Below are 20,678 nucleotides of genomic sequence, written 5' to 3'. Positions count from 1 at the left end.
CCTTACATCAACTCAAGTGATACCCGCGTACCGCGGCCGCTCGGTTCAGCCGGATGGACGATCAGCTTTTTCGGAAGCCGTGCACGCAGTTCCTGTACATGGCTGATGACACCGACAGCCAGATTGTCTGACTGAAGTTTTTCTAAAGCCGTTACAACCGTATCAAGCAGATCTTGATCCAGTGTGCCGAAGCCTTCATCTAAGAAAAAGAACTGAAGCGGGTATTCCCCGCGAAGCTGGATCTGCGCAGACAGCGCAAGAGCAAGTGAAAGCGAGGTGAGGAAGGTCTCTCCTCCAGACAAACTGGAAACCGGGCGTCTTACGCCTCCATTCGCGTCATCCCGCATCATGAAGCCGCCTTCTGAATCTACTTCGATGGCATAGCGCTGTCTTGTCAGCATACTGAGTCTTGCTGAGGCGTCCCTCGCAACGCTTTCAAGCTGCTCCTCAGCTAAAAATTCGACGAAGGTATTGCCTTTAAACACAGCTTGCAGCTTGTCCAGCCTGTCGATATGCGTCTGCCATTTTTTCAGTTCAGCTTCAATTTCATTAAACCGTTTATGATGGTCGCGAATGACAGCCAGTGCTTTTGCTGCCGCGCCTTTTTCCTCTATAGCAGCGCCAAATGCGTCCTCAGCTTCTTGTAATGCTGCAACGGTTTCGTTCCATTCGCTCTCTGATAATGCTCTGCCGGCAAGTATCTCTGCTACTCGTTTTAAGTTTGCAGCATTTTGCTTCAGTTTATCCATAAACTGGTCTATGCCGGTTTTCATCTTTTCAAGTTCATCGGCTGGGATGAGACTTTGTTCAACCTCCTCAGTCCGGGTAATGGAGGTGTTTTTTGTATGCTCAAGCCAAGCAGCTTTTGCTTTTTCCAATCTGCCCTTCGCCTCTTGAAGAGTGAGCTCGCTTGCCGAAGCGCGGCTTTTGGCCTGGTTGAGCTTCATTTGGGCGCTTTGCAGTTCTTCATATAAAGATTGTTCTTTTTCCTTTAACAGCTTTAGATCCTGCTGGACAGAGCGGAGTTTGATTTGAATCGAATCTCCTTTTGCATAATCTCCGAGTTCGTGCTCATAATCAGCTATCACGCTCTTTATGCGTTCAGCCGCATAATGAAGCTCCAGCTTTTCCCGCTCAAGCCGGTGTCCCGATTCCCGGAGTTTTTCCTTTTGTGCTTCATGCTCAGCAAGAAACGCAATACTCTTCTCAATTCGTTTTTCACATTCTTCTGCAGCCCGGTCCTTTTCTTCAATGGCTTGCTGCCATTTTTCTGCTTCGTCCACAGATTGATTCTGAAATGCTTCTTTAAACATGTTCAGACTGCTGTCCATTGAGGATTGAAGCTCGTTGATGATGCTTTCAATACGGTCAGCTTCTCTTTTTTCAAAACCGATTTTTTCATTAAGCTGCTCGGCCTTTTTTAAAGACTCCTGATAGGCGCCGATCATTTGTGCCATTCGTGTCTTAACAGAAAGAATGTCCTGCTTGATTCGTTTCCATTCAAATGTGGCAGTTTCAAATGCTTCATACACCGGCTGATGTTCGAAGGAAGCTGCCGCTTCAAGGTTCTGTGCTTGAATTGTCTGCAAAAACGGACACTGTTCAATAAAGCGCGCGGATTGTTCTTCAAGCGTAATTTTGGCTGAAAGAATCTCCTGGCTGAGAGCTGCAGCTTCCGTCAATAACCCATCTGTCCGTTTGATGTCCTCTTCAAGATGGCTGTCGGCTTCATACGTTTCATGTACTGAGGCAGATGGATCATGATCGGTTGAACCGCATACCGGGCAAGGCTTTCCGGCAGTCAGCTTTTGGGCTAACTCTTTTGTCAGCAGTGCCACCCTTGCTTTTTCACGCTGTAAGTGAAGCGTGTGTTGACTCTTTCTAGCCACTTCCGTCATACGTGTTAATGAGCGTTCCGTTTCGCACACCAAATGGTACACAGTTTGTACAGCCTCATATGCCTGAATGATGTTGTTTTCTTCCGCTTCCGTCTTTTGAGCGAGTGTATTCTTCTCTTCATTCATCTTCCGCAGCACGAGGTTCAATTCTTCACTTCGTTTTTTCTCTTTTTTGATTTGCTCCTCGGTTTGTCTGATGCGCAATGCCATTTCTGCGGCCTGCTGGCAGCTTTTTCGCTCATCGGATGTCACCTGCAGGGATTTGAGCTGCTGTTTCAATTCTGTCTGTCTGTTTTGCCCTCGTGTCAGGCGGTCTGTTACGGTCTCTAATTCATTCATGACAGATTGAAGAGCCTCTTCTTTCTGCCGAAGGTCAGCCTTTTTGCGCTCTTCCTCTTGCTTGGCCTCACTCAGTTTGATTTCGATTTCCTGCAAGCGTGAAAGCTGTTCCTGTTTGGCTAAAAGCTCAGGCTCTTTCTCGTTTTTATGCTGGCGCCACGCTTCATACTCTTCATGTTTTTGCTGAAAGAAAGCTGTCCGGTCTGCTAAATCCTTTTGGGCTAGCGTTTGTTCCTTTTCAGCTTGCTCCTCATGCTGGATCGCTTCTGCGTACCGGTCCGCATAGGGCTTAAGGGCTGCTGCTGTTTCTGCTTCCAGCAGGCGTTTTTGCATGCTGTCTATATGCGGCTGTTCTTCTGCGAGACGTTTTTCCTCTTCTTCATAAGCGGATTTTTCCTTTTGGACATTCCATATCTCCTGATGCTCTGTAAACCGCTCCTTCGCCTGATCACGGTTCTTCCTCATCGCTTCCAGCCGGGCTTCAGCTTGTTCGAGAGCCTTTTCAGCCTGCTCAACTGCCTCTGAGCTCGCCTCACCGAGACCGGACTGTTCAGCAAGCATTTCATTTTTTCTCGCATTGGCTTCCTGCGCCTGCCGTCTCAGCTTTTTCACAAGCCTGTCTCCATATTGCTCCAAATTAAATAAACGCTGAAGCATATGCCTGCGCTCTGCCCCTTTTAAAGACAGAAATTCAGCAAATTTCCCTTGGGGCAGCACCACCGCTCTCGTAAAATCATCGATCGTCAGCCCTAAGAGCTCCTCCACTCTTTTATTCACTTCGCTGGCTTTATCAGCCAGCACCGTATGCTCGTCCTTGATTTCGATGAAGCGGCAAAGTGCCGTTTTTACCTTCATTTCATCCGTTCTCTTAAACACACGCTCGACTTTGTATGAGATTTGGTGATTCGTCTGAAGCGCAAAGGTAAAGGAAACAGACAGCGTATCTTCCGCCTGGTTTAAGATACCGTGCGTATTATTCGCCGCCCGTTCCACCTTTCCGTATAAAGCAAGCGTCATTGCGTCGAGAATAGAGGATTTACCGCTTCCTGTCGGGCCGAAAATGCCGAAAACACCGGCACCGGAAAGGCCTTCAAAATCTATCGTCTGCTCCTCTCTAAAGCTGTGGAGCCCCTTAATGCTTAAGGCGATCGGCTTCATTTCGCATCCTCCTCTTCAACGCCTGATGCAAGCTCTAAAAACAGCTTCACCATTTCTTCATCCGGCACCGCACCGCCAGTTTGTTTTTCATAAAATTTCTTAAAGCGGGCCTCGATTGAGACATGTTTAACCTCGATCCGTTCCCGGTCTTTGTTCTGTTCTTCAAAAACCGGCCTGATATGGATAAAGCCCGGGTGAGCCTTCCGCAGCCTGTGAATCTCTTCAAGTGACAGCTGGTCCGCGACACGGATTTCCAGGTCAATCCAAGCATTCTGGTCTCTGCCTTCATCCAGCCAGCTGTACACCTCACCTAATCCATTTGCCGCTTTCCACTTCACAAGTGGCTTGCCGCTTGATAATAACACCTCTTGCCAAGTGGCCTCTTCCCCAGGCTTTGCGTCCACAATCGTCACTGATTTAGCGTAGCCCGCTTCAGAAAAGCTGTAGGCAAGCGGAGATCCTGAATAACGCGCAAGCGTCCGCGCCCGCTTGATCGTTTGCGGGCGATGCAAATGGCCGAGCGCAACGTAAGCGGCATCTGCCGGCAGGCTTTCAGCAGCCACCGTGTATGCACCGCCGACTTCAATCGGCCGCTCTGAATCGGTTTGGTTTCCGCCTGCCACATAAATATGGCTGGCGGCAATCTTCACTGCATCGTTCCGGAACCGGCTTGTCATATGCTCAAACGCCTGCCTGATTTTCACATCATAGTGATCACGGAGCAGCTTTTCATCAAACGTATCGGATAGCACTTCATTTAACCGCGCTTCAGATGGGTACGCCAGCGCTCCAACCGCCAAAAGCTCTCCTGCTGAAGGCACTTCAATATGAATCGGCTCTGTTGTCGGATAACCGATTAAATGAATGCCGTTTTCATGTGTCAGCGGTGAAGCGGCGGACAAACGGTCAGGATTATCGTGGTTTCCGGCAATGACTACGATCGGGCGCTTTCCTCTGTCGCTAAGCGCAGACAGGCTTTCATAAAACAGCTGCTCGGCTAAAGCTGGCGGGTTTACGGTGTCAAATGCATCCCCCGCCATTACAATGGCATCGATCTGCTCATCCTTTACAATCGTATTCATTTCATCCAGCACATCGGCCTGTTCACTCAGCCTGCTTCTTCCTTCAAGCGTTTTTCCAAGATGCCAGTCAGCCGTATGTAAAATCCGCAAATGCTTTCACCTCTCTTTTATATAGAAAACGAGACCCGCTCCGCCTGAAATTCCGGAGCTTATGGATCTCGCTATAATGTCAGAATGTGCCCTCCGTCAAAGAAATAAAGCGCACATCCCTTTACCTTTGTTTTTGCAATTTGCTCCACTGCCTTCGTGTACAGCTGAATTTGCGTTTCATATCGTTTCTTCAAGATCGGGGCCGCTCCTTCAAATCCATGCTGGAATTTGCCCTCAATTCGGTCCGACTTATAATCCAATAGATATAATCCGTCCTCAGTTTCATAGAGACAGTCAATGATACCCTGCACTAAAAGCGGCTCATCTGCCTCCTGTGCATCAGGATAGATCTCCTTGGCCGGAAGCGCTAAGCTGAATGGTATTTCCCGGTCCTTCCACTTAGCACCGATCAGCTGTCCGCCGATTTCTGTATGGAAAAATTGCACGATTTCTTCTATATCAATAGCGTCTTTTTGTTCTTCAGTGAGAAGCTCTTTTTCATAAAGCCTGTGAACCGTCTGCTCAGCTTCTTCTATCGACGGCACATTTGACAGCGGGATATGCTGCATCACCGTATGCATGGCAGTCCCTTTCTCTGCCGCTGTCAGGCCTTTTTTCATCATAAAAGCGGGACGTCTGTACAGAATGCTTCCGTCAGCCGGTTTTACAGGGGCCCTGCCGCTGTATTCATCCTCGTACTCTCTTTTTCTCTTGATCTCAGAAACCGACTGCTTTGTCCGAATTTGTGTCACCTCGTGATGCGGGTATGTCCAGTTCAGCTGCTCGCGGGCTTTTTCATCAAACGCAAACGAGCCGGGAACTGGTTCACCTCGGCGGATCGCTTCCAGACGTTCGCTTTTTTCTTCCATTCTTTCTTCCAAATCATCATCAAGCAAATCATAGGAATGAATCATTTGAACCGCAAAACGAGCCGGATGGCCTGAGATGTCAGCGTGTGCTGGCACGCCAGCCAAATCCTCCAAGTCTCTGTGTCTGGCAAGAGCCGGTCCGATGAAATCTAAATACGTTTTCGCCTGATAGCGGTCAAATTCCGGAAGGAGCCAATCAGTTTGGGACGCGGATGCCTGCCATTTTGCGAGCTGTTTCTGATGATCCTTACATGAGCCAATCAGAAACAGCTTTTCCTTCGCTCTCGTTAATGCAACATAGAGCACACGCAATTCCTCTGACAGCAGCTCCCTGCGCATTTTTTTCTTCATCGCAATGAGCGGAAGTGTCGGATAGCTGATGCGTAATTGCGGATGAATATACTTCGTGCCAAATCCGAGCTCCTTATCCAGCAGGTACGATTTATTTAAATCCATCATGTTGAAATTCCGGCCGAGACCTGCTACAAACACGACTGGAAATTCGAGCCCTTTGCTGCTGTGGATCGTCATTAAGCGGACAACATCCTCCTGCTCGCTGAGCGCTCTCGCCGTACCAAGATCATCGCCCCGCTCCTGCATGCGTTCGATAAACCGCAGGAAACGGAACAAGCCGCGAAATGCCGTTGATTCATATTGACGCGCCCTGTCATAAAGAACACGCAAATTGGCCTGGCGCTGTTTTCCGCCCGGCATGCCGCCGACATAATCCATATATTTGGTGTCGCGGTACACTTCCCAAATCAGCTCAGATACTGAGTGGTTTTTCGAAAACGCGCGCCATTTTTGCAGATGTCCGTAAAACGTATTTAACTTTTGATAAAGCTCATCGTTCCGGTCACCAGCAGCCAGGTAGTCTTTCATCGCCTCATAGTACGGCGCTTTTTTATTTTCAAGCCGGATCAAAGACAGCTCGTTTTCATCTGCTCCGACAATCGGTGAGCGCAGCACAGAGGCAAGCGGTATATCCTGATACGGATTATCAATCACCTTCAGCACAGAAAGCGCGACGGCGACTTCGACCGCTTCGAAATAGCCTGACGTTAAATTGGCGTAAACCGGTATGCCCTGTGCTCTCAGCTCCTCCATGATTTGCGGAGCCCACGGCATCGAACGGAGCAAAATCACGATATCTCGGTACTGAATATTGCGATGTGTTTTCTTTTTTCCGTCATACACCTTAAATGGCGATGAAATCAGCTTGCGAATTTCCTTAGCGATGGCTTTTGCCTCAAACTGCACCGTTTCAAGCTCTTCTGCTTCCTCGCTTGCATCCGTATCTTCTGCGTTGTCGATCAGCAGCAGCTCTGTTTCCGTCTCGTCATTGTCCGGATACGCTGCACCAAGCTTCAGCTCAGCCTGCTCGTCATAATCGACCTCACCGATTTTGCCGCCCATCAGCTGTTTAAATAAAAAGTTTGTGCTGTCTAAAATATCAGCCCGGCTTCGGAAATTTTTATTTAAATCGATTTTCCGCCCCGTGCCTTCTCCGCTCTCTGTAAACCGTTTGTATTTAGAGAGGAAAAGAAGCGGCTCGGCAAGCCTGAATCGATAAATCGACTGTTTGACATCTCCTACCATAAACAGGTTACCAGTCTCCTCCGGCCCGCTTGTGACGAGCTGCAGAATCGATTCCTGCACGAGGTTGGTATCCTGATATTCGTCAACGAGCACCTCATGAAACTGTTCCTGATAAAACCTCGCAGCCTCGCTCGGCTCACGTTCACCTTTGTCATTCTCAGCTGTCAAAATCGCTAAACAGTAATGCTCCAAATCAGAAAAATCAATGATTGATTTTTCCTGCTTCGCGGCTTCGAACCGTTTTCCATAGCTGATGACAAGCTGTACGAGCGTTTCAATGACAGGCTTCATCTCGGCTAGGCTTTTCAAGTGCTGTTCAGGACTTCGCGTGAAGTAGTCGGTTTTGAGCTTTTCAAGCAGTTTTTTTGCGCCGTTTCTCAAATCTGTCGCCTCATCAAGGAGCGCTGGATCGAACTCATCCCCTTTTACTGCTTTGGCACGCTTAAAAGAGACGGCGGGCACCCGCTTATATAGTTCACTGAAATCGTCCTGATGCTGAATCAGTTCATCAATCTGCGCAAGATCATCAAGAAAATTGTCAGCACGCGGCGCCGGACCGCCCGGCGCTTTCGTCAGCTCAAACGCGCGCAAGAGCTTTTCCTTCGCCCCGTTAAGCACCATTGCAATATCTTCTTTGACATATTGATAAAACGGCAGCTCCTCGATGGCGCTCTTTTCTGATACATCATACAAATGAACAAAGCTTTCCAGCCACGCCTCCGGGTTGGGATGGGATCGGGAATACTCGTACACCTGTTTAACGAGAAATTGCAGATCCAGATCATGCCGGTCTGTCGTATAGCGGTCAACAAGCTCAAAAAACGCCTTTTCACCCTTTGCATATTCGTCTTCAAACAGCTCGTCAAGCACTTCATCACCGAGCAGCTCGCCTTCCGTCTGATCAGCTATCCGAAAGCCCGGATCAAGATCGATCAAGTAGTAATATTTCTTCAGCACTTGCAGGCAAAAGGAATGAAGCGTCGAAATGCTGGCCCGGTTTAAAAGAGACAGCTGGCGTCTGATATGCAGCGAGCCGGGGCGCTGTACAAGCTCTTTTTCCAAGGCTTCTGCGATTCGGTGCTTCATCTCTGCCGCTGAGGCGTTTGTAAATGTCACAACGAGAAGACGGTCTACATCTATTGGGTTTTCCTCCGCGGTGATTTTCCGAATCATTCGTTCAACGAGCACAGCGGTTTTACCAGAGCCCGCAGCCGCTGCCACAAGAATATCCTGGCCGGTTGAAACAATGGCATTCCATTGGTCATCTGTCCATGTGCTGTCTGCCGGTTTAGGAATGTTCATTGCCATCCGCCTCCTTTTTTATCCACTCAAGTATTGTCTTGTCCTTTTCAGCCTTTAATGGGCGATACTCGTTTTCTTCCAGTGATTCATCAAATTGGCATACTGATTTGAACGCACAGTATGTGCACGGCGTCTTGTTCTTCATTTTGTACGGCTCAATGGATACGCGCCCGTCGGTGATTTGTTCGCCCGCTTCCTGGAAGGTGCGGCGCACATGCTTTGTCAAAAGATCAAATTCCTTTTCACCGACTGCTGCCGAGTCTGATCTAAGAGATCCGTCTTTTTTCAAGCCGGCGTTTATGATATTTGACCGTCCCTCTTGAAGGGTTGTATCCATGAGGCGAACCACTTCCTGATCACCGAGGAGCAAGCCCTTCATTTTAAATTTCTTAAAGATCTCCTGTTCAATCTCGTCAAGCCCAAGCGGGAGATTAGATTGAATCATCGGGTCATGAATATGGAAATACAGCACTCCGGCAGGCGTCGCCCTCATCCCGAGCCAGTCAGCTGAATGTGTAATCGATAAATCAAGGTACGTCAGCATTTGCAGTGCCAATCCGTAATATACTTCCGCTAAGTCAAGGCCTTTGTCGCTTGATTTATAATCGACAATCCTGAGGAGCAGGCCTTTTGAGCTTTCAGCCTTATCAACACGGTCAATTCGCCCGACGAGTTCCATCGTACAGCCGTTTTTCAGTTGAAAGGTCAGCGGCGGAAGCGGCCCTTTTCCTCCAAAGCCCAGTTCAAGCCCGATCGGTACGAATCCGCTCGCTTTCGCATGCTCGCTTAAAATGCCGGACACACGTGTCACAATTTTTTGCAGTTTTTCCTTCACATAATAATGCCGGTTTGAGCTGAGCAGAATTTCCTTTTGCAGTTTCGGTGCCAGCCGTTCTACCGCATCATAGGAAAACAGCTCGCACTGCTCCTTCGTTAAATCACGCCAATCCAGCTTTTGCTCACGCAGCCTGTCAGAAATCAGCTTTAAGCTGGAATGAAACAGCTGGCCGATATCCGGTGCTTCAAGCTTGAAGAATTGCCGTTCCTTCAAATGCAGCCCGTGTGACGCAAAATGGGAAAATGGGCATGCGTTAAAGGTTTCCATTCTCGATACACTGCCCTGAATGCGTTCTCCATAGAGCTGTCTCGACACGCTGCGTTCAAGCTGCTTCACTTCATTCCGGAAAAACAGGCTTGAGAACAGCTTTTTCGATTGCAGCCTGTCCGGCTCACTCATCAGCACATTGTACGTGCTCCACCAGACGTCGCTGATGTCGTATTCCCGTGTCCATAACCTGAGCTGGCTCGCGGTAAAGGACTGTGCCACGCTTTTATTCACGACATACATCAGCTGTTCCTCATCGCTGACCTGTTCAGGTTCATTTGTTAACAGGCGCTCCTTATGATGCGGAAACAGTTCTTCCAGCCGCTTAACGATCATCGACGGCAAAAGCGTTTTTCCTTCCGCATCAGCAATCGGATACGATACGTAAAGCCGGTCAGACGGACTTGAAAACGCCATGTAGATGAGGAAATGCTCATCAAGCAAACGCTCCCGTCCGCCTGAGGATAGCTCAACCCCAATCGTTTTCAGCCATTCCCGGTCATCATCCGACAGGACTCCGTTTTCATCAGGGCGTGCCGGCAGAACGCCGTCGTTTGCCCCGAGCACAAAGGTGCAGGAGGTGCCATACATTCTGGACAAATCCATATTGCCGACAAACACCTGGTCAAGCGCAGGCGGAATTAGAGAAAATGTAAGCGACTCCGCGCCGGCTTCTATCATTTGCTGAAACAAATCAAGAGAAATCTCATCATCTCCCATCATTTCAACAAACTCCTCAAGCAGCTGAATGACTGCGTCCCACGCCTGCTGATGCTGCTGCGCTTCAATGATTCTGCCGTCATCCTCAGCACGCTGCCTTTCCTGATCCAGCTTCAGCGGCACATCCGTCGCTTCTAAATAACGATAGAGCGCCTCCGCCTTCTCTTGAACCGTCTTCGCTTTTTTCATGCGTTTTTGAAGCTGAAAAAGCGGCGGAACAATCCAATCGCGGGTGTCATTCAACATGTTTTCCATTTCGATTTCCTGATCAGTCTGCGCAAAATCATCATCCAATGACACAAAACGCCTGTATTGGAACCGATCGCCCTTTGTCCAGCGGTCGCCTTTAATACCATAGGCGATACAGTAATTTTCGAGCTGATCGACCTGTTCTCTCACTTTGGCCTTCGGTTCATTGAGCGGGAATAGCAGTTCGGTTTTCACGCAGCGAAACACCGCTTCATAACGCCAATTCCCTTTCAGAACATCAAGGCTTGACCGGATAAATTCAATTAACGGATGGTTCAGCATAGATGCTTTTCCGTCAATGAAATAAGGAATCTCGTAATCTGCGAAAACTTCCTTCACCATATCCTTGTAGTCTTCCGGCTGGCGCGCAAGAATGGCTACATCCTTATAGCGATATCCCTTCTCTCTGACTAGGGCGTGAATTTCCCGGGCAATGCCTTCCAGCTCAGCCCGTCTGTTTGCGGCCTGCATCACAGTAAGGGCTTCTTGTTTTTCTGCGTATGGAACGGCCGGACGCGCTTCATACTGTGCCTCTAGATGCGCCAATTCCGGCGTCTTTGTATGCCGCTCAGTCCCGCTCAGCTCTTTATACGTAATGTCCAAATTCAGTTCCTTCGCCTTCTGATGCAGGCGGTAATAGGTTTTCCCCGTCATTCTGAACAATTCCAGTTCATGCGGCTCCCGCTCATATGACGGCTTGTCCGCTGTGAGCGAAAACGTGATATGCTCCGCATGAACCATAAGCTGCTCCAACACCCTGAATTCCTGCGGTGTAAACTGATAAAAGCCATCCACATAGATATGGGCGCCTTTTATATCTTCCGCAAGCGGGATATGCTCTGCCAGCAATGTCAAATAATCCTCAGAGTGAAGATATTGGTCTGCGAGGCTTTTTTCCATTTGCTGATACAGAATTGATAAGTCATGGAGCTTTTCAGATAAAACTCGTTCTCCGCGATACTCAGAAGCCGTTCCGCTTTCCGCCATCCGGCGGATATCCTCCGGTTCCAGACAATAGCGCTTAAACTCTGTCAGCATCCGCTCAACCTGTGCGGTAAACCCGCTTTTGTCACTCGCTTTTTGATAGACTTTGAACTCCTGTTTATGCTCCTCAATGAGCTTCCGCAGGAGCATTTGTACGCCGGTGCTCGTCAGAAACGGCCTGCTCATTCCTCCCGTATGCTGGAGGATGCGCCAGGCCAATCGTGAAAAACTGAACACTTGAGCGCGTATCATCCCGCCCATATCTGGCGTTTTAGCAAGCTCGTATTCCATTAAAAACGTCATTTGATCCGGGACTAGAAAAATGATCGGCTTCCCGAATGGAGCCCGGCGCAATTCATCCTGAATGCTGTCGATGATCAGCTTCGTTTTTCCACTCCCGGACCTGCCTACTAAAAACTCTGCTCCCAAATTAGAAGACCCCTCTCTTTTTATCTCTATATATTTTATCGAATGTTGACGAAAATGACCAATCTGATCTATTGGTAAAAACGGCCTTTTCACATATAAAAAGCTGATTATCTCCGCACATCTCTCCCTGCCCAACATATACTTTTACAGAAGCCCAATTCCTAAGAATGGAGTTGAATCCCCTTGCATTACAGCTACTATCCCTATCCGGTGCCATACAGGGAAGATCCTGTTTTGATTCGGAATTTGCAGAAGGCCATCAACGGAGAATTCAGTGCAATTCAATGCTACCGCAAGCTTGCCGAACTCGCCCACAGCGATGAAGTCAGAAAACAGATTGAAGAAATCAGGCGTGACGAGATTCGCCACCTCCGTGAATTTTCCACACTGTATGGATCAATTACCGGCAAACACATCATGCCGAAACAAACGGAAGAATGCCCGGACAATTTCACAAGAGGACTGGACGCCGCTTTTAAAGATGAACAAGAAACCGTCGACTTTTACTTGCGTGCGGCCGAGGAAACGTCAAACCTAAAAGCGAAAGGCGTCTTTACGCGCGCAGCACGTGATGAACAAAATCACGCTGTCTGGTTCCTATACTATCTGATGGAACGTTAGATATACCCGTTCAGGGTATATGTACATATCCCCTTAGCTAAAAACACACTCCCCTGTTTTTTTCAAATGCAGCCGGGAAACATAAAACCATATACTGTCATACAGGGGGAATCAACCATGGAGCAATATTCTGAAGCTTGTATTGAGGCTTGCATCGATTGTATGAAGGCTTGCAATCATTGTTTCACTAAATGCTTGGAAGAAAGCGTGCAGCATCATCTCAGCGGCTGCATCCGGCTCGACAGGGAATGCGCGGATATTTGCGCGCTGGCGGTCAAAGCCATGCAAACGGACAGCCCGTTTATGAAAGAAATTTGTGCACTTTGCGCCGATATTTGTGAAGCATGCGGCACTGAATGCGGAAAGCACGATCATGATCATTGCCAAGCATGTGCGAAAGCCTGCTTCACCTGTGCTGAACAATGCCGCAGCATGGCAGCGTAAAAAAGAGGGTTCAAAAAAGAACCCTCTTTTTATTTGGACAGCCATACGGAGTACAAATCAATCCATCCCTCTTCATCAAGCACCAGGCCTTTTACATTTTTACTTGATGTCACCTGGAGCACATTTTGATACAGCGGAATCGCATTCAGCTCCTGTATTATCTGCCGGTCAACGTCACGCAGGATGTCGATTCTCGAACAGCGGTCAGGCATGGAAAACATCTGCTCTGTCATTCCTGAGCATATCTGTGTCAGCTTTTCAGATAGATGCTGATACAAGAAACTGTTCTCCGACAGTAGCAAATGCAGAAAACCAAACTCGCTGTCTTGATAAAACGTCGCACTGTCATGAATGATATCCGCCATCTGCACGATTTCCGGCCGTCGCAGATCAGCAGAATCACAGAATTGAAGTGTAAGCCTGATACCGTGCTGGGCGCAAATATTTTGAATCCATTCGGCGTCCTCACGATGATCCGTTTCTGAAAAGGTATAAAGCACGATTGTTTCGCCCTCGTATCCGCTTTTTTTCAACAATTCAGATGGCGAAACGCCCTCCCACTCAAAAGAACTCGGTTGCAAAAAGGACGTAACCGGGATTCTTCGGTGCCCTCCCGCTTCACGAACGAGCCGTTCAGAGGAAATCAGCAGCCGGAGCGCTTTTCTAAAGCTTCGATGTTGAAGAGGCCCCTTCTTTTTCAGATTGAGCGACAAATACTGAACATGCCGCTCATCAAAAACAGTTTGCTGCTCAGGGCATGTTTGTTTTTCTTGAATGGTAAAACCGTTCATCTCTCCTGCTTGCTCAGAAAACACAAACTCAACGCGATCCAAATAGGGGCGTCCCTTGAAGTAGCGCTCATTGGCTTCAAGCACAAGCATCCCGCTGTGTTGCTGATTCATCTGAAAAGGCCCTGTTCCATTTTTCCCGCCGCCCTGTTCTGCCGGCAGTATGGACAGCCGTTCATCACAAAGAGCATACGGCAAAAGCGCATTCGGCTTATCGAGTATGAGTTCCACACAATAAGGGCTCTTTTCTAAGACTTGTTTCACTCCGTGCAGAAGCCATTTATACGGGTTGTCACCCAGTTCCAAAAAGCGTTGAAACGTAAACACAACGTCCCGCGATGTCAGCGGCTGTCCATTATGAAATGACACACCTTTTCGAAGAAAAAATCTCCATTGTTTTTTTTCGACCTCTTCCCATCCATGAACCAAATGAGGCTTTGGCTCCTGCATATCCGAATCAAACGTGAAGAGTGTATCAAATATCTGTTTGACGAAATGGCCCTCAGACCGCAAAAATATGTGGCATGGATCCAAACTGCTGACAGATTCGGGCGTGATGAACAGCCGCAGAACATCCTTCGCCCCATTCTCGCCTGTCTCCGTCACAAATCCGAACACCTCTGAAAGCCACATGTTATATTCGTTTTGAAGCCCCGGAAACGCGGACTGATACTGCTGAAGCAGCTCCTTTGCCTTTTTAAGCTTTCCTGACATGGTATATTCCTTTGCAGTTTGAAGAAGCAGTTCCTCAGGCCTCCGAAGAAACGCGATTTTAGATTTGCGGCCGCGCCCCGCCCCGCTTTCCCGGATAATCCAATTGCTGTTCTCCAGCTTATGTAAAATGAGCTTTGCATTTCTTTCTGTACAAAATAAACAGTCGGCAATCTCAGTGAGCGTCATTTCGTTCATTTGTCCATACTCGGCGCAGCCTGTTTTTACAAGCGCCACGTAGTGCTCTATCAGCTTCAATCCCCGCACCTCCCGACAAAAGGGGAACTTTTATCTCTTCTTTTCTTCACTTTTTGGGCCGCCGCCCCTTCTATACACTACTACTATATCAAACAGCGAAAGGCGGCAATCACATGTTGGCCAGTTTTCACTCTATAAAATCGAGATATACCGCTCCCGTTCGGCTCCGCTTTTTCGGCGAATTGCTGACAAGCCTGACAGGTGCAATGATGGGACCTTTTATGGTGCTGTATCTGCATGAACAATTAAACGGCAGTATCATGATGCCAATGCTGATCATCAGCCTTCAGCCATTTGCTGATATTTTCCTGACGCTCGCTGCAGGAAAGGCGGCGGACCGGATTGGGCGGCGCACAGCGATTTTGACCGCATTGCTTCTTCAATCAGCGGCAGTGACAGGGTTTATATTTGCTGAGCATGCGTATGTTTTCGCTATTCTCTATGTCATGAATGGCATCGGAAGATCGTTGTACATTCCCGCTTCCCGCGCCCAAATCGCTGAAAGCACGCCGGAAAGCAGACGTTCGGAAGTGTTTGCGGTCATCAATGCGATCTATTCAGCGGGCCTGACGGCAGGGCCGCTTGTCGGGATGCTACTGTACAATCATAACCCCGTGTGGATATTCGCATTAGATGCTGCAGCATTGTTTATCTATTTTCTGATCGCCGCACTGAAACTGCCTGAGACAAAGCCGCTACACCCAGCTGTTACCCGAAAATGTCTGCGAGCTTTACGATATACAGGCCTGTCCTGCTTCTTTTGCTGCTTTCTCTCCCCATCAGCATGTTATATGCACAAATAGAAACAACATACAGGCTGTTCAGCAAAAACATGTTTTCTGATTATCTGTCCATGCTGACCATCTATTCAGCAGCAAAAGCTTTATTCAGCTGTGTTCTCCAAGTACCTCTTGTCAAAGGGACCGAAAAGCTTTCAATGAAAACGATCCTCTTCATTACTTATATTTGCTACTCCCTTGCGGCTGCCGGTTTTGCATGCTCAACCTCCCTGACAATGCTTTTAGTGACAGCAGCGGTAATGACGGTTGGCGAAAGCATCGGGCTAACCCACATCCAGACCTTCATATCGAAATTGGCGCCGCCTCATTTGCTGGGCCGGTTTTATGCTGTCTATGGTCTGCATTGGGATATATCCCGCTCAATCGGACCGCTGGCAGGCGGGCTGATCCTGACATCATTTGGCGGAGAAGTGATTTTTTACGCTCTCGCCGTGTGTCTGCTGGCAGCGGGTTTATCTCTGACTTACACAATAGAAAAGCTCGAACACAAGGTCATAAGAAAAGTGAATCGCTTATAGAAAATAATTCATAATTTCTTTATCAACAAAAATATACTATAGTAATAAATACATTCACTACGTGAACAATTGGAGTGTTACGTGAAAAAGGAAGAAGGGTTTTACATTGAAGAAAGACGAAAATCTCCTCAAAGATCTATGGTTTATCGCAATCAGTGCAGCCGGGGGGTTTATTCTTTCATTAACCGGAATATCAATTGGATGGATGATCGGAACACTGATTGTCGCCTGCTGCCTCGCCATGATACGGCCGGCATGGCTGATGATGGCACCAGACCAAAAAGGAATTAACCGACGATGGCTCGCCCTCGGGCAGATGATCCTCGGCATCGAATTGGGCCAAAAGCTGAATTTATCCGTTCTCTCTGTTCTCAAAGACCATTGGTTTTCAGTCGGCGTTATGCTGATATTGTCTATCCTGCTGGCCATGCTGTCAGGATATGTGCTTTGGCGTTTCAGCAAAACGGATATGATGACTAGCTTTGTCGGCACCGCTCCCGGCGGACTTTCCGCCATGCCGAGCATCGCACAGGAAGTAGGCGCCAATACCGCTATAGTCAGCCTCGTTCAAATGATGCGTGTGCTGCTCGTGGTGCTTTCCATTCCGTTTTTAGTCATTCTGATCTATACAAAACAAGATCGTACCGCAAGTGCCGCAGCAGAGACAATTTCTTCTGCAACGACAGATTTTAGGCTCGCTCCCGTTTTGTGGACCGTCATTCTTATTCTCGCTGCCTGGGGAGCTTGCAAAGCTGCGAAATTTTTAAAATTTCCAGCTCCATGGCTGCTCGGCAGCATGCTCGGTGTAGCAATTGTACATGTTGGCAGAGCTGCGGTGACAGGGCACGACATGATGGCATGGTGGCCGTCACAAGCTAACCATGTATCACAAGTATTTCTCGGGGCAACGATCGGCTCTAAGATGTACAAAAGCATGTTTGCCGGCGTCACCCGTATTATCATCGTCGGGTTTGTCTCGTCCGTCGGTTTAATCGCAGCAATGTTTTTGAGCGCCGTGATCGTTTCCGAGCTGACAGGAATTTCGCTCATCACTTCTGTACTGGCATTTGCGCCCGGCGGGATTGCAGAGATGGCGACGACGTCAGTTACCTTACATGCTGATTCCACCTTTGTCGTTGCGGTTCAGGTCATTCGCGTCATTCTGGTTATTGCCCTGCTGCCGCCGTTTTATCGCCTGCTTCACCATCTTCATGGTGAAAAAAAAGACAAAAAGAGCTCAATCAGCGGCAGTAGTGCCTAGTTGAAAAAAGGTTCAAGAACTTTTAATTCGCAAACCATCGAGATGGGGAAATATAAGCGGATATTTCGTTGTTAATGGATCAGGTTTGAAGTGAGTGCTGCCAGAGGGTGAAATGAAAGAAATAATTGACGACTTACTATTGAAAAAGAGGTTAAAATGAATAACCTCTTTTTCTTATATAAAGATATAAAATGATAAAGGGAAATCTATCGTTACGTTGATTCTCTTATAATAAGCTTTGTTGGCAGTTTAATAATTCTTCTGTTTAAAGAGGCATTACCCGAAATGGACTCGATGATTTTCAACACAGCCTGTTGGCCTAATTCTATTACGGGAATATCAATTGTTGTTATGGTCGGAGTAACGACTTGGCAAATCAATTGGTTGTCAAAACCAATTACAGCTAAGTCTTCTGGAACTTTAAAGCCATTTTTCATTGCCTGTTTAATAATCCCTGCGGCGACTTGATCATTTCCTGTAAATATTGCTGAGGGTCTGTCCTTTAGATCCTTTATCTTATGAAAAACACGAAAGCCATCCTCGATATTAAACATTTCGCCGAATATCCATTCGCTTCTATGATGTAAATTGTAATCTTGTAAAGCTTTCAAATAACCCTCTTTCCTCTGACATTGAGCTTCGCTATATGGAGTATCAAAACAAAACCCAATTTTTTTATGCCCTCTTTCAATTAAATGTACTACCCCCATGTATGTAGCTTCAAATTCATCATACCCAATTATCGTTATGTCCGCTGAGTGATGATATTCATTACATAATAAGATAGGACCATACTTTAAAAAAGGGGATATCTGATCCCATTCATTTTCTAAAGTTCCAAGAATAATACCATCCACTTCTTTATGTTTCAATAACTCTAATAATTCTAGCTCTGTCTGTTTGTCATAAAAGGTCTGAAATACAATTACCTTGTAATTCTTAAACAGTGCTTCATGAGAAACCCCTTTTATTAATTGAGCAAAAAATGGATGGTCGATACTCGGAACCGATAAAGCTATCGTTTGTGTCTTATTTCTCCTAAAATTCCGAGCCAAATAATTGGGAGTGTAGTCAAGTTCGTTAATTGCCTTTAAGATCATATCTCTTTTTTCTTTCGACACATACGGATGATTATTCAATACTCTTGACACTGTGGTTTTAGACACATTGCATAATTTTGCTATTTCATCAATTGTAGGCATATTTTCCCTTCCTTAAAAAAGTTGTTGACATGTTACCGATTTCAGAAATTAGGATAAATTTGTAATAAATTTTTAGATTATAAAATCATTGGAGGTACTGTTCATGCAAAAACAGGTTAAGATTTCAGGTAAAAGCAAAGAAAACATGTCACTATTAAAACACTTAAAAGGTGACGTACAAGGAAAAGAACTTGTTATTGAAGACAGTATTGTAAACGAGCGGTGGAAACAAGTATTAAAAGAAAAGATAGATATTGAACATGATCTTTTCAACTATCAAAAAAATCGTGAAATCAGTAAAGTCCCTTTTTTGCCTGTAGACAGATTAATAACCAATGATGAAGTGGAAGATATCTTAAATACATTAACTGAAGTTTTGCCAACTGGAAAATTTACGAGTGGTCCCTATTTAGAGCAATTCGAAAACGTTTTATCTACATATTTACATAAAAGGTATGTAATTGCAACCAGCAGTGGAACCGATGCTATTATGATAGGTTTATTGGCTTTAGGGTTAAACCCAGGGGATGAAGTTATCATGCCGGCTAATAGCTTTTCAGCTACTGAAAATGCGGTGTTAGCTTTGGGAGGCGTTCCTATCTATGTAGATATTAACCCACAAACATTCTCCATCGATCCTGACAAAATTGAAGAAGCAATAACTCCTTATACCAAGTTTATTCTACCTGTGCATTTATACGGAAAACATTCAGACATGCAGCATATCCGTCAAATCGCAAATCGTTATAAATTAAAAGTAATTGAAGATGCCTGCCAAGGAATTGGACTGACAGACTTAGGAAAGTATGCAGACATCACTACTTTAAGTTTTAATCCCTATAAGAATTTTGGTGTATGTGGCAAAGCTGGGGCAATAGCAACTGATAATGAAGAACTCGCTAAAAAATGCATTCAATTTAGTTATCATGGTTTTGAAGTAAATGTGAAAAATAAGAAAGTCATCAATTTTGGATTTAATTCAAAAATGGACAATTTACAGGCAGCAATTGGTTTAGAGAGAATGAAGTACCTTTCATTAAACAACTTCAAAAGACTGTTCTTGGCGGATAGATACATTACCCAATTAGCAGAGTTGCAGAATAAAGGCTTTATTGAATTACCAGAATTAAGTGAAGATCATGTATGGCATCTGTTTCCTATTAAGGTAAGAACAGAAGATAGGGCAGATATCATGACTAAATTAAATGAAGATTTTGGTGTTCAAACAGATGTATATTATCCAATACTGTCTCATATGCAAAAAACTCCTTTAGTACAGGACAAGTATGCAGGACTCCAATTGGTTCATACGGAAAAGGCTCATAGTCAGGTACTGCATTTGCCTTTATATCCGTCATTTACTTTAGAAGAACAAGACAGAGTAATGGAGGGACTGTTTCATGTTATTAAGCAAGAAATCGGAGTATAAAACGTTATCCACGGTTGAACATCCTCAATATATTGTTTTTTGTGATTTTGATGAAACGTATTTTCCGCATACAATCGACGAACAAAAGCAACAAGACATCTATGAACTCGAAGACTATCTAGAACAAAAAAGTAAAGATGGGGAACTAATAATCGGATGGGTTACTGGGAGCAGTATAGAATCTATTCTCGATAAAATGGGACGAGGAAAATTTAGATATTTTCCGCATTTTATAGCTAGTGATCTTGGAACTGAAATTACGTACTTTTCAGAGCATAACTTCGGTCAGCAAGATAACAAGTGGAACAGTCGCATTAATGAAGGGTTTAGTAAAGAAAAGGTTGAAAAACTTGTGAAACAGCTACATGAAAATCACAACATTCTTTTGAATCCTCAAACTCAATTAGGAAAGTCACGGTATAAGCATAACTTCTACTATCAGGAACAAGATGAAGTAAACGACAAGAAAAACCTATTAGCAATTGAAAAAATCTGCGAGGAATATGGCGTTTCAGTAAATATAAATCGGTGTAATCCCTTAGCAGGCGATCCAGAAGACAGCTATGATGTAGATTTTATCCCCATAGGGACAGGAAAAAATGAAATTGTAACGTTTATGTTAGAGAAATACAACCTAAATACCGAAAGAGCTATCGCATTTGGGGATAGTGGAAATGATGTTCGTATGTTACAGGCAGTAGGGAATGGATATCTGCTAAAAAATGCAACACAAGAAGCCAAAAACTTGCACCACCTTATAACTGATAGTGAGTACTCAAAAGGAATTACTAATACCTTAAAAAAATTAATTGGATCATGAGG

11 protein-coding genes and 1 pseudogene are annotated in these 20,678 nt (G+C 46.0%); 6 read left to right on the top strand and 6 right to left on the bottom strand.

Annotation, left to right across the window (positions count from 1 at the left end):
* Window positions 1-2: 2 nt before the first annotated feature.
* The 4 genes from sbcC to addB all read right to left on the bottom strand — a co-directional run bounded on the left by sbcC (window position 3) and on the right by addB (window position 11,824).
* Window positions 3-3,395: an exonuclease subunit SbcC gene (gene sbcC, locus NYE56_RS05310; RefSeq protein WP_341283570.1), complete on the bottom strand. Its 3,393-nt coding sequence runs from the start codon at window positions 3,393-3,395 to the stop codon at window positions 3-5.
* Window positions 3,392-4,567: an exonuclease subunit SbcD gene (sbcD, locus tag NYE56_RS05305; RefSeq protein ID WP_341283569.1), complete on the bottom strand. Its 1,176-nt coding sequence runs from the start codon at window positions 4,565-4,567 to the stop codon at window positions 3,392-3,394. Before sbcD ends, sbcC begins: the two co-directional genes overlap by 4 nt.
* Before the next feature lie 71 nt (window positions 4,568-4,638).
* On the bottom strand, window positions 4,639-8,337 hold the full coding sequence (addA, locus tag NYE56_RS05300; RefSeq protein WP_341283568.1) for a helicase-exonuclease AddAB subunit AddA: 3,699 nt from the start codon (window positions 8,335-8,337) through the stop codon (window positions 4,639-4,641).
* Window positions 8,324-11,824: a helicase-exonuclease AddAB subunit AddB gene (gene addB / locus NYE56_RS05295; RefSeq protein WP_103803914.1), complete on the bottom strand. Its 3,501-nt coding sequence runs from the start codon at window positions 11,822-11,824 to the stop codon at window positions 8,324-8,326. The genes addA and addB overlap by 14 nt, the downstream gene beginning before the upstream one ends.
* Window positions 11,825-12,007: 183 nt before the next feature.
* Here addB and NYE56_RS05290 point away from each other — a divergent pair, with 183 nt between their 5' ends.
* Both NYE56_RS05290 and NYE56_RS05285 read left to right on the top strand, forming a co-directional pair.
* Window positions 12,008-12,445, top strand: a complete 438-nt coding sequence (locus tag NYE56_RS05290) for a ferritin family protein (protein WP_003245806.1) — start codon at window positions 12,008-12,010, stop codon at window positions 12,443-12,445.
* Window positions 12,446-12,562: 117 nt separating this feature from the next.
* Window positions 12,563-12,889 carry a four-helix bundle copper-binding protein gene (locus tag NYE56_RS05285; protein ID WP_009966950.1) on the top strand — a complete coding sequence of 109 codons (327 nt, stop codon included), beginning with the start codon at window positions 12,563-12,565 and terminating at the stop codon, window positions 12,887-12,889.
* Window positions 12,890-12,918: 29 nt separating this feature from the next.
* Here the strand turns inward: NYE56_RS05285 and NYE56_RS05280 are convergent, their stop codons facing one another.
* The gene (locus NYE56_RS05280) at window positions 12,919-14,646 is read right to left on the bottom strand and encodes an SgrR family transcriptional regulator (RefSeq protein ID WP_341283567.1); all 1,728 of its coding nucleotides are present in this window, start codon (window positions 14,644-14,646) and stop codon (window positions 12,919-12,921) included.
* 113 nt (window positions 14,647-14,759) lie between these two features.
* On the opposite strand from NYE56_RS05280, the pseudogene NYE56_RS05275 reads away from it, so the two are divergent.
* Window positions 14,760-15,964 (top strand): annotated as a pseudogene (locus NYE56_RS05275) (MDR family MFS transporter).
* 106 nt (window positions 15,965-16,070) lie between these two features.
* Window positions 16,071-17,225: an AbrB family transcriptional regulator gene (locus tag NYE56_RS05270; protein WP_341283566.1), complete on the top strand. Its 1,155-nt coding sequence runs from the start codon at window positions 16,071-16,073 to the stop codon at window positions 17,223-17,225.
* A 212-nt stretch (window positions 17,226-17,437) separates the two neighbouring features.
* Here the strand turns inward: NYE56_RS05270 and ntdR are convergent, their stop codons facing one another.
* Entirely contained in the window at window positions 17,438-18,427 is a 990-nt protein-coding gene (ntdR, locus tag NYE56_RS05265; protein WP_086343669.1) for an NTD biosynthesis operon transcriptional regulator NtdR, read from the bottom strand.
* 103 nt (window positions 18,428-18,530) lie between these two features.
* On the opposite strand from ntdR, the gene ntdA reads away from it, so the two are divergent.
* Both ntdA and ntdB read left to right on the top strand, forming a co-directional pair.
* The gene (gene ntdA, locus NYE56_RS05260; RefSeq protein ID WP_341283565.1) at window positions 18,531-19,856 is read left to right on the top strand and encodes a 3-dehydro-glucose-6-phosphate--glutamate transaminase; all 1,326 of its coding nucleotides are present in this window, start codon (window positions 18,531-18,533) and stop codon (window positions 19,854-19,856) included.
* Complete coding sequence (ntdB, locus tag NYE56_RS05255) at window positions 19,828-20,676, top strand: kanosamine-6-phosphate phosphatase (RefSeq protein WP_341283564.1); 849 nt, start codon at window positions 19,828-19,830, stop codon at window positions 20,674-20,676. Before ntdA ends, ntdB begins: the two co-directional genes overlap by 29 nt.
* Window positions 20,677-20,678 lie beyond the last annotated feature (2 nt).

The organism is Bacillus sp. FSL R5-0603, from assembly GCF_038050295.1.
GTDB classification, from domain to species: domain Bacteria; phylum Bacillota; class Bacilli; order Bacillales; family Bacillaceae; genus Bacillus; species Bacillus subtilis.
Note: the sequence above shows the minus strand (reverse complement) of the source record. Positions and strands in the feature narration are given on the sequence as shown.

What these genes read in the sequence shown, in the direction of transcription:
- sbcC (WP_341283570.1), bottom strand. Translation starts at nt 3,395, where the DNA reads ATGAAGCCGATCGCCTTAAGCATTAAGGGGCTCCACAGCTTTAGAGAG.
- addA (WP_341283568.1), bottom strand. Translation starts at nt 8,337, where the DNA reads ATGAACATTCCTAAACCGGCAGACAGCACATGGACAGATGACCAATGG.
- NYE56_RS05285 (WP_009966950.1), top strand. Translation starts at nt 12,563, where the DNA reads ATGGAGCAATATTCTGAAGCTTGTATTGAGGCTTGCATCGATTGTATG.
- ntdR (WP_086343669.1), bottom strand. Translation starts at nt 18,427, where the DNA reads ATGCCTACAATTGATGAAATAGCAAAATTATGCAATGTGTCTAAAACC.
- ntdA (WP_341283565.1), top strand. Translation starts at nt 18,531, where the DNA reads ATGCAAAAACAGGTTAAGATTTCAGGTAAAAGCAAAGAAAACATGTCA.
- ntdB (WP_341283564.1), top strand. Translation starts at nt 19,828, where the DNA reads ATGTTATTAAGCAAGAAATCGGAGTATAAAACGTTATCCACGGTTGAA.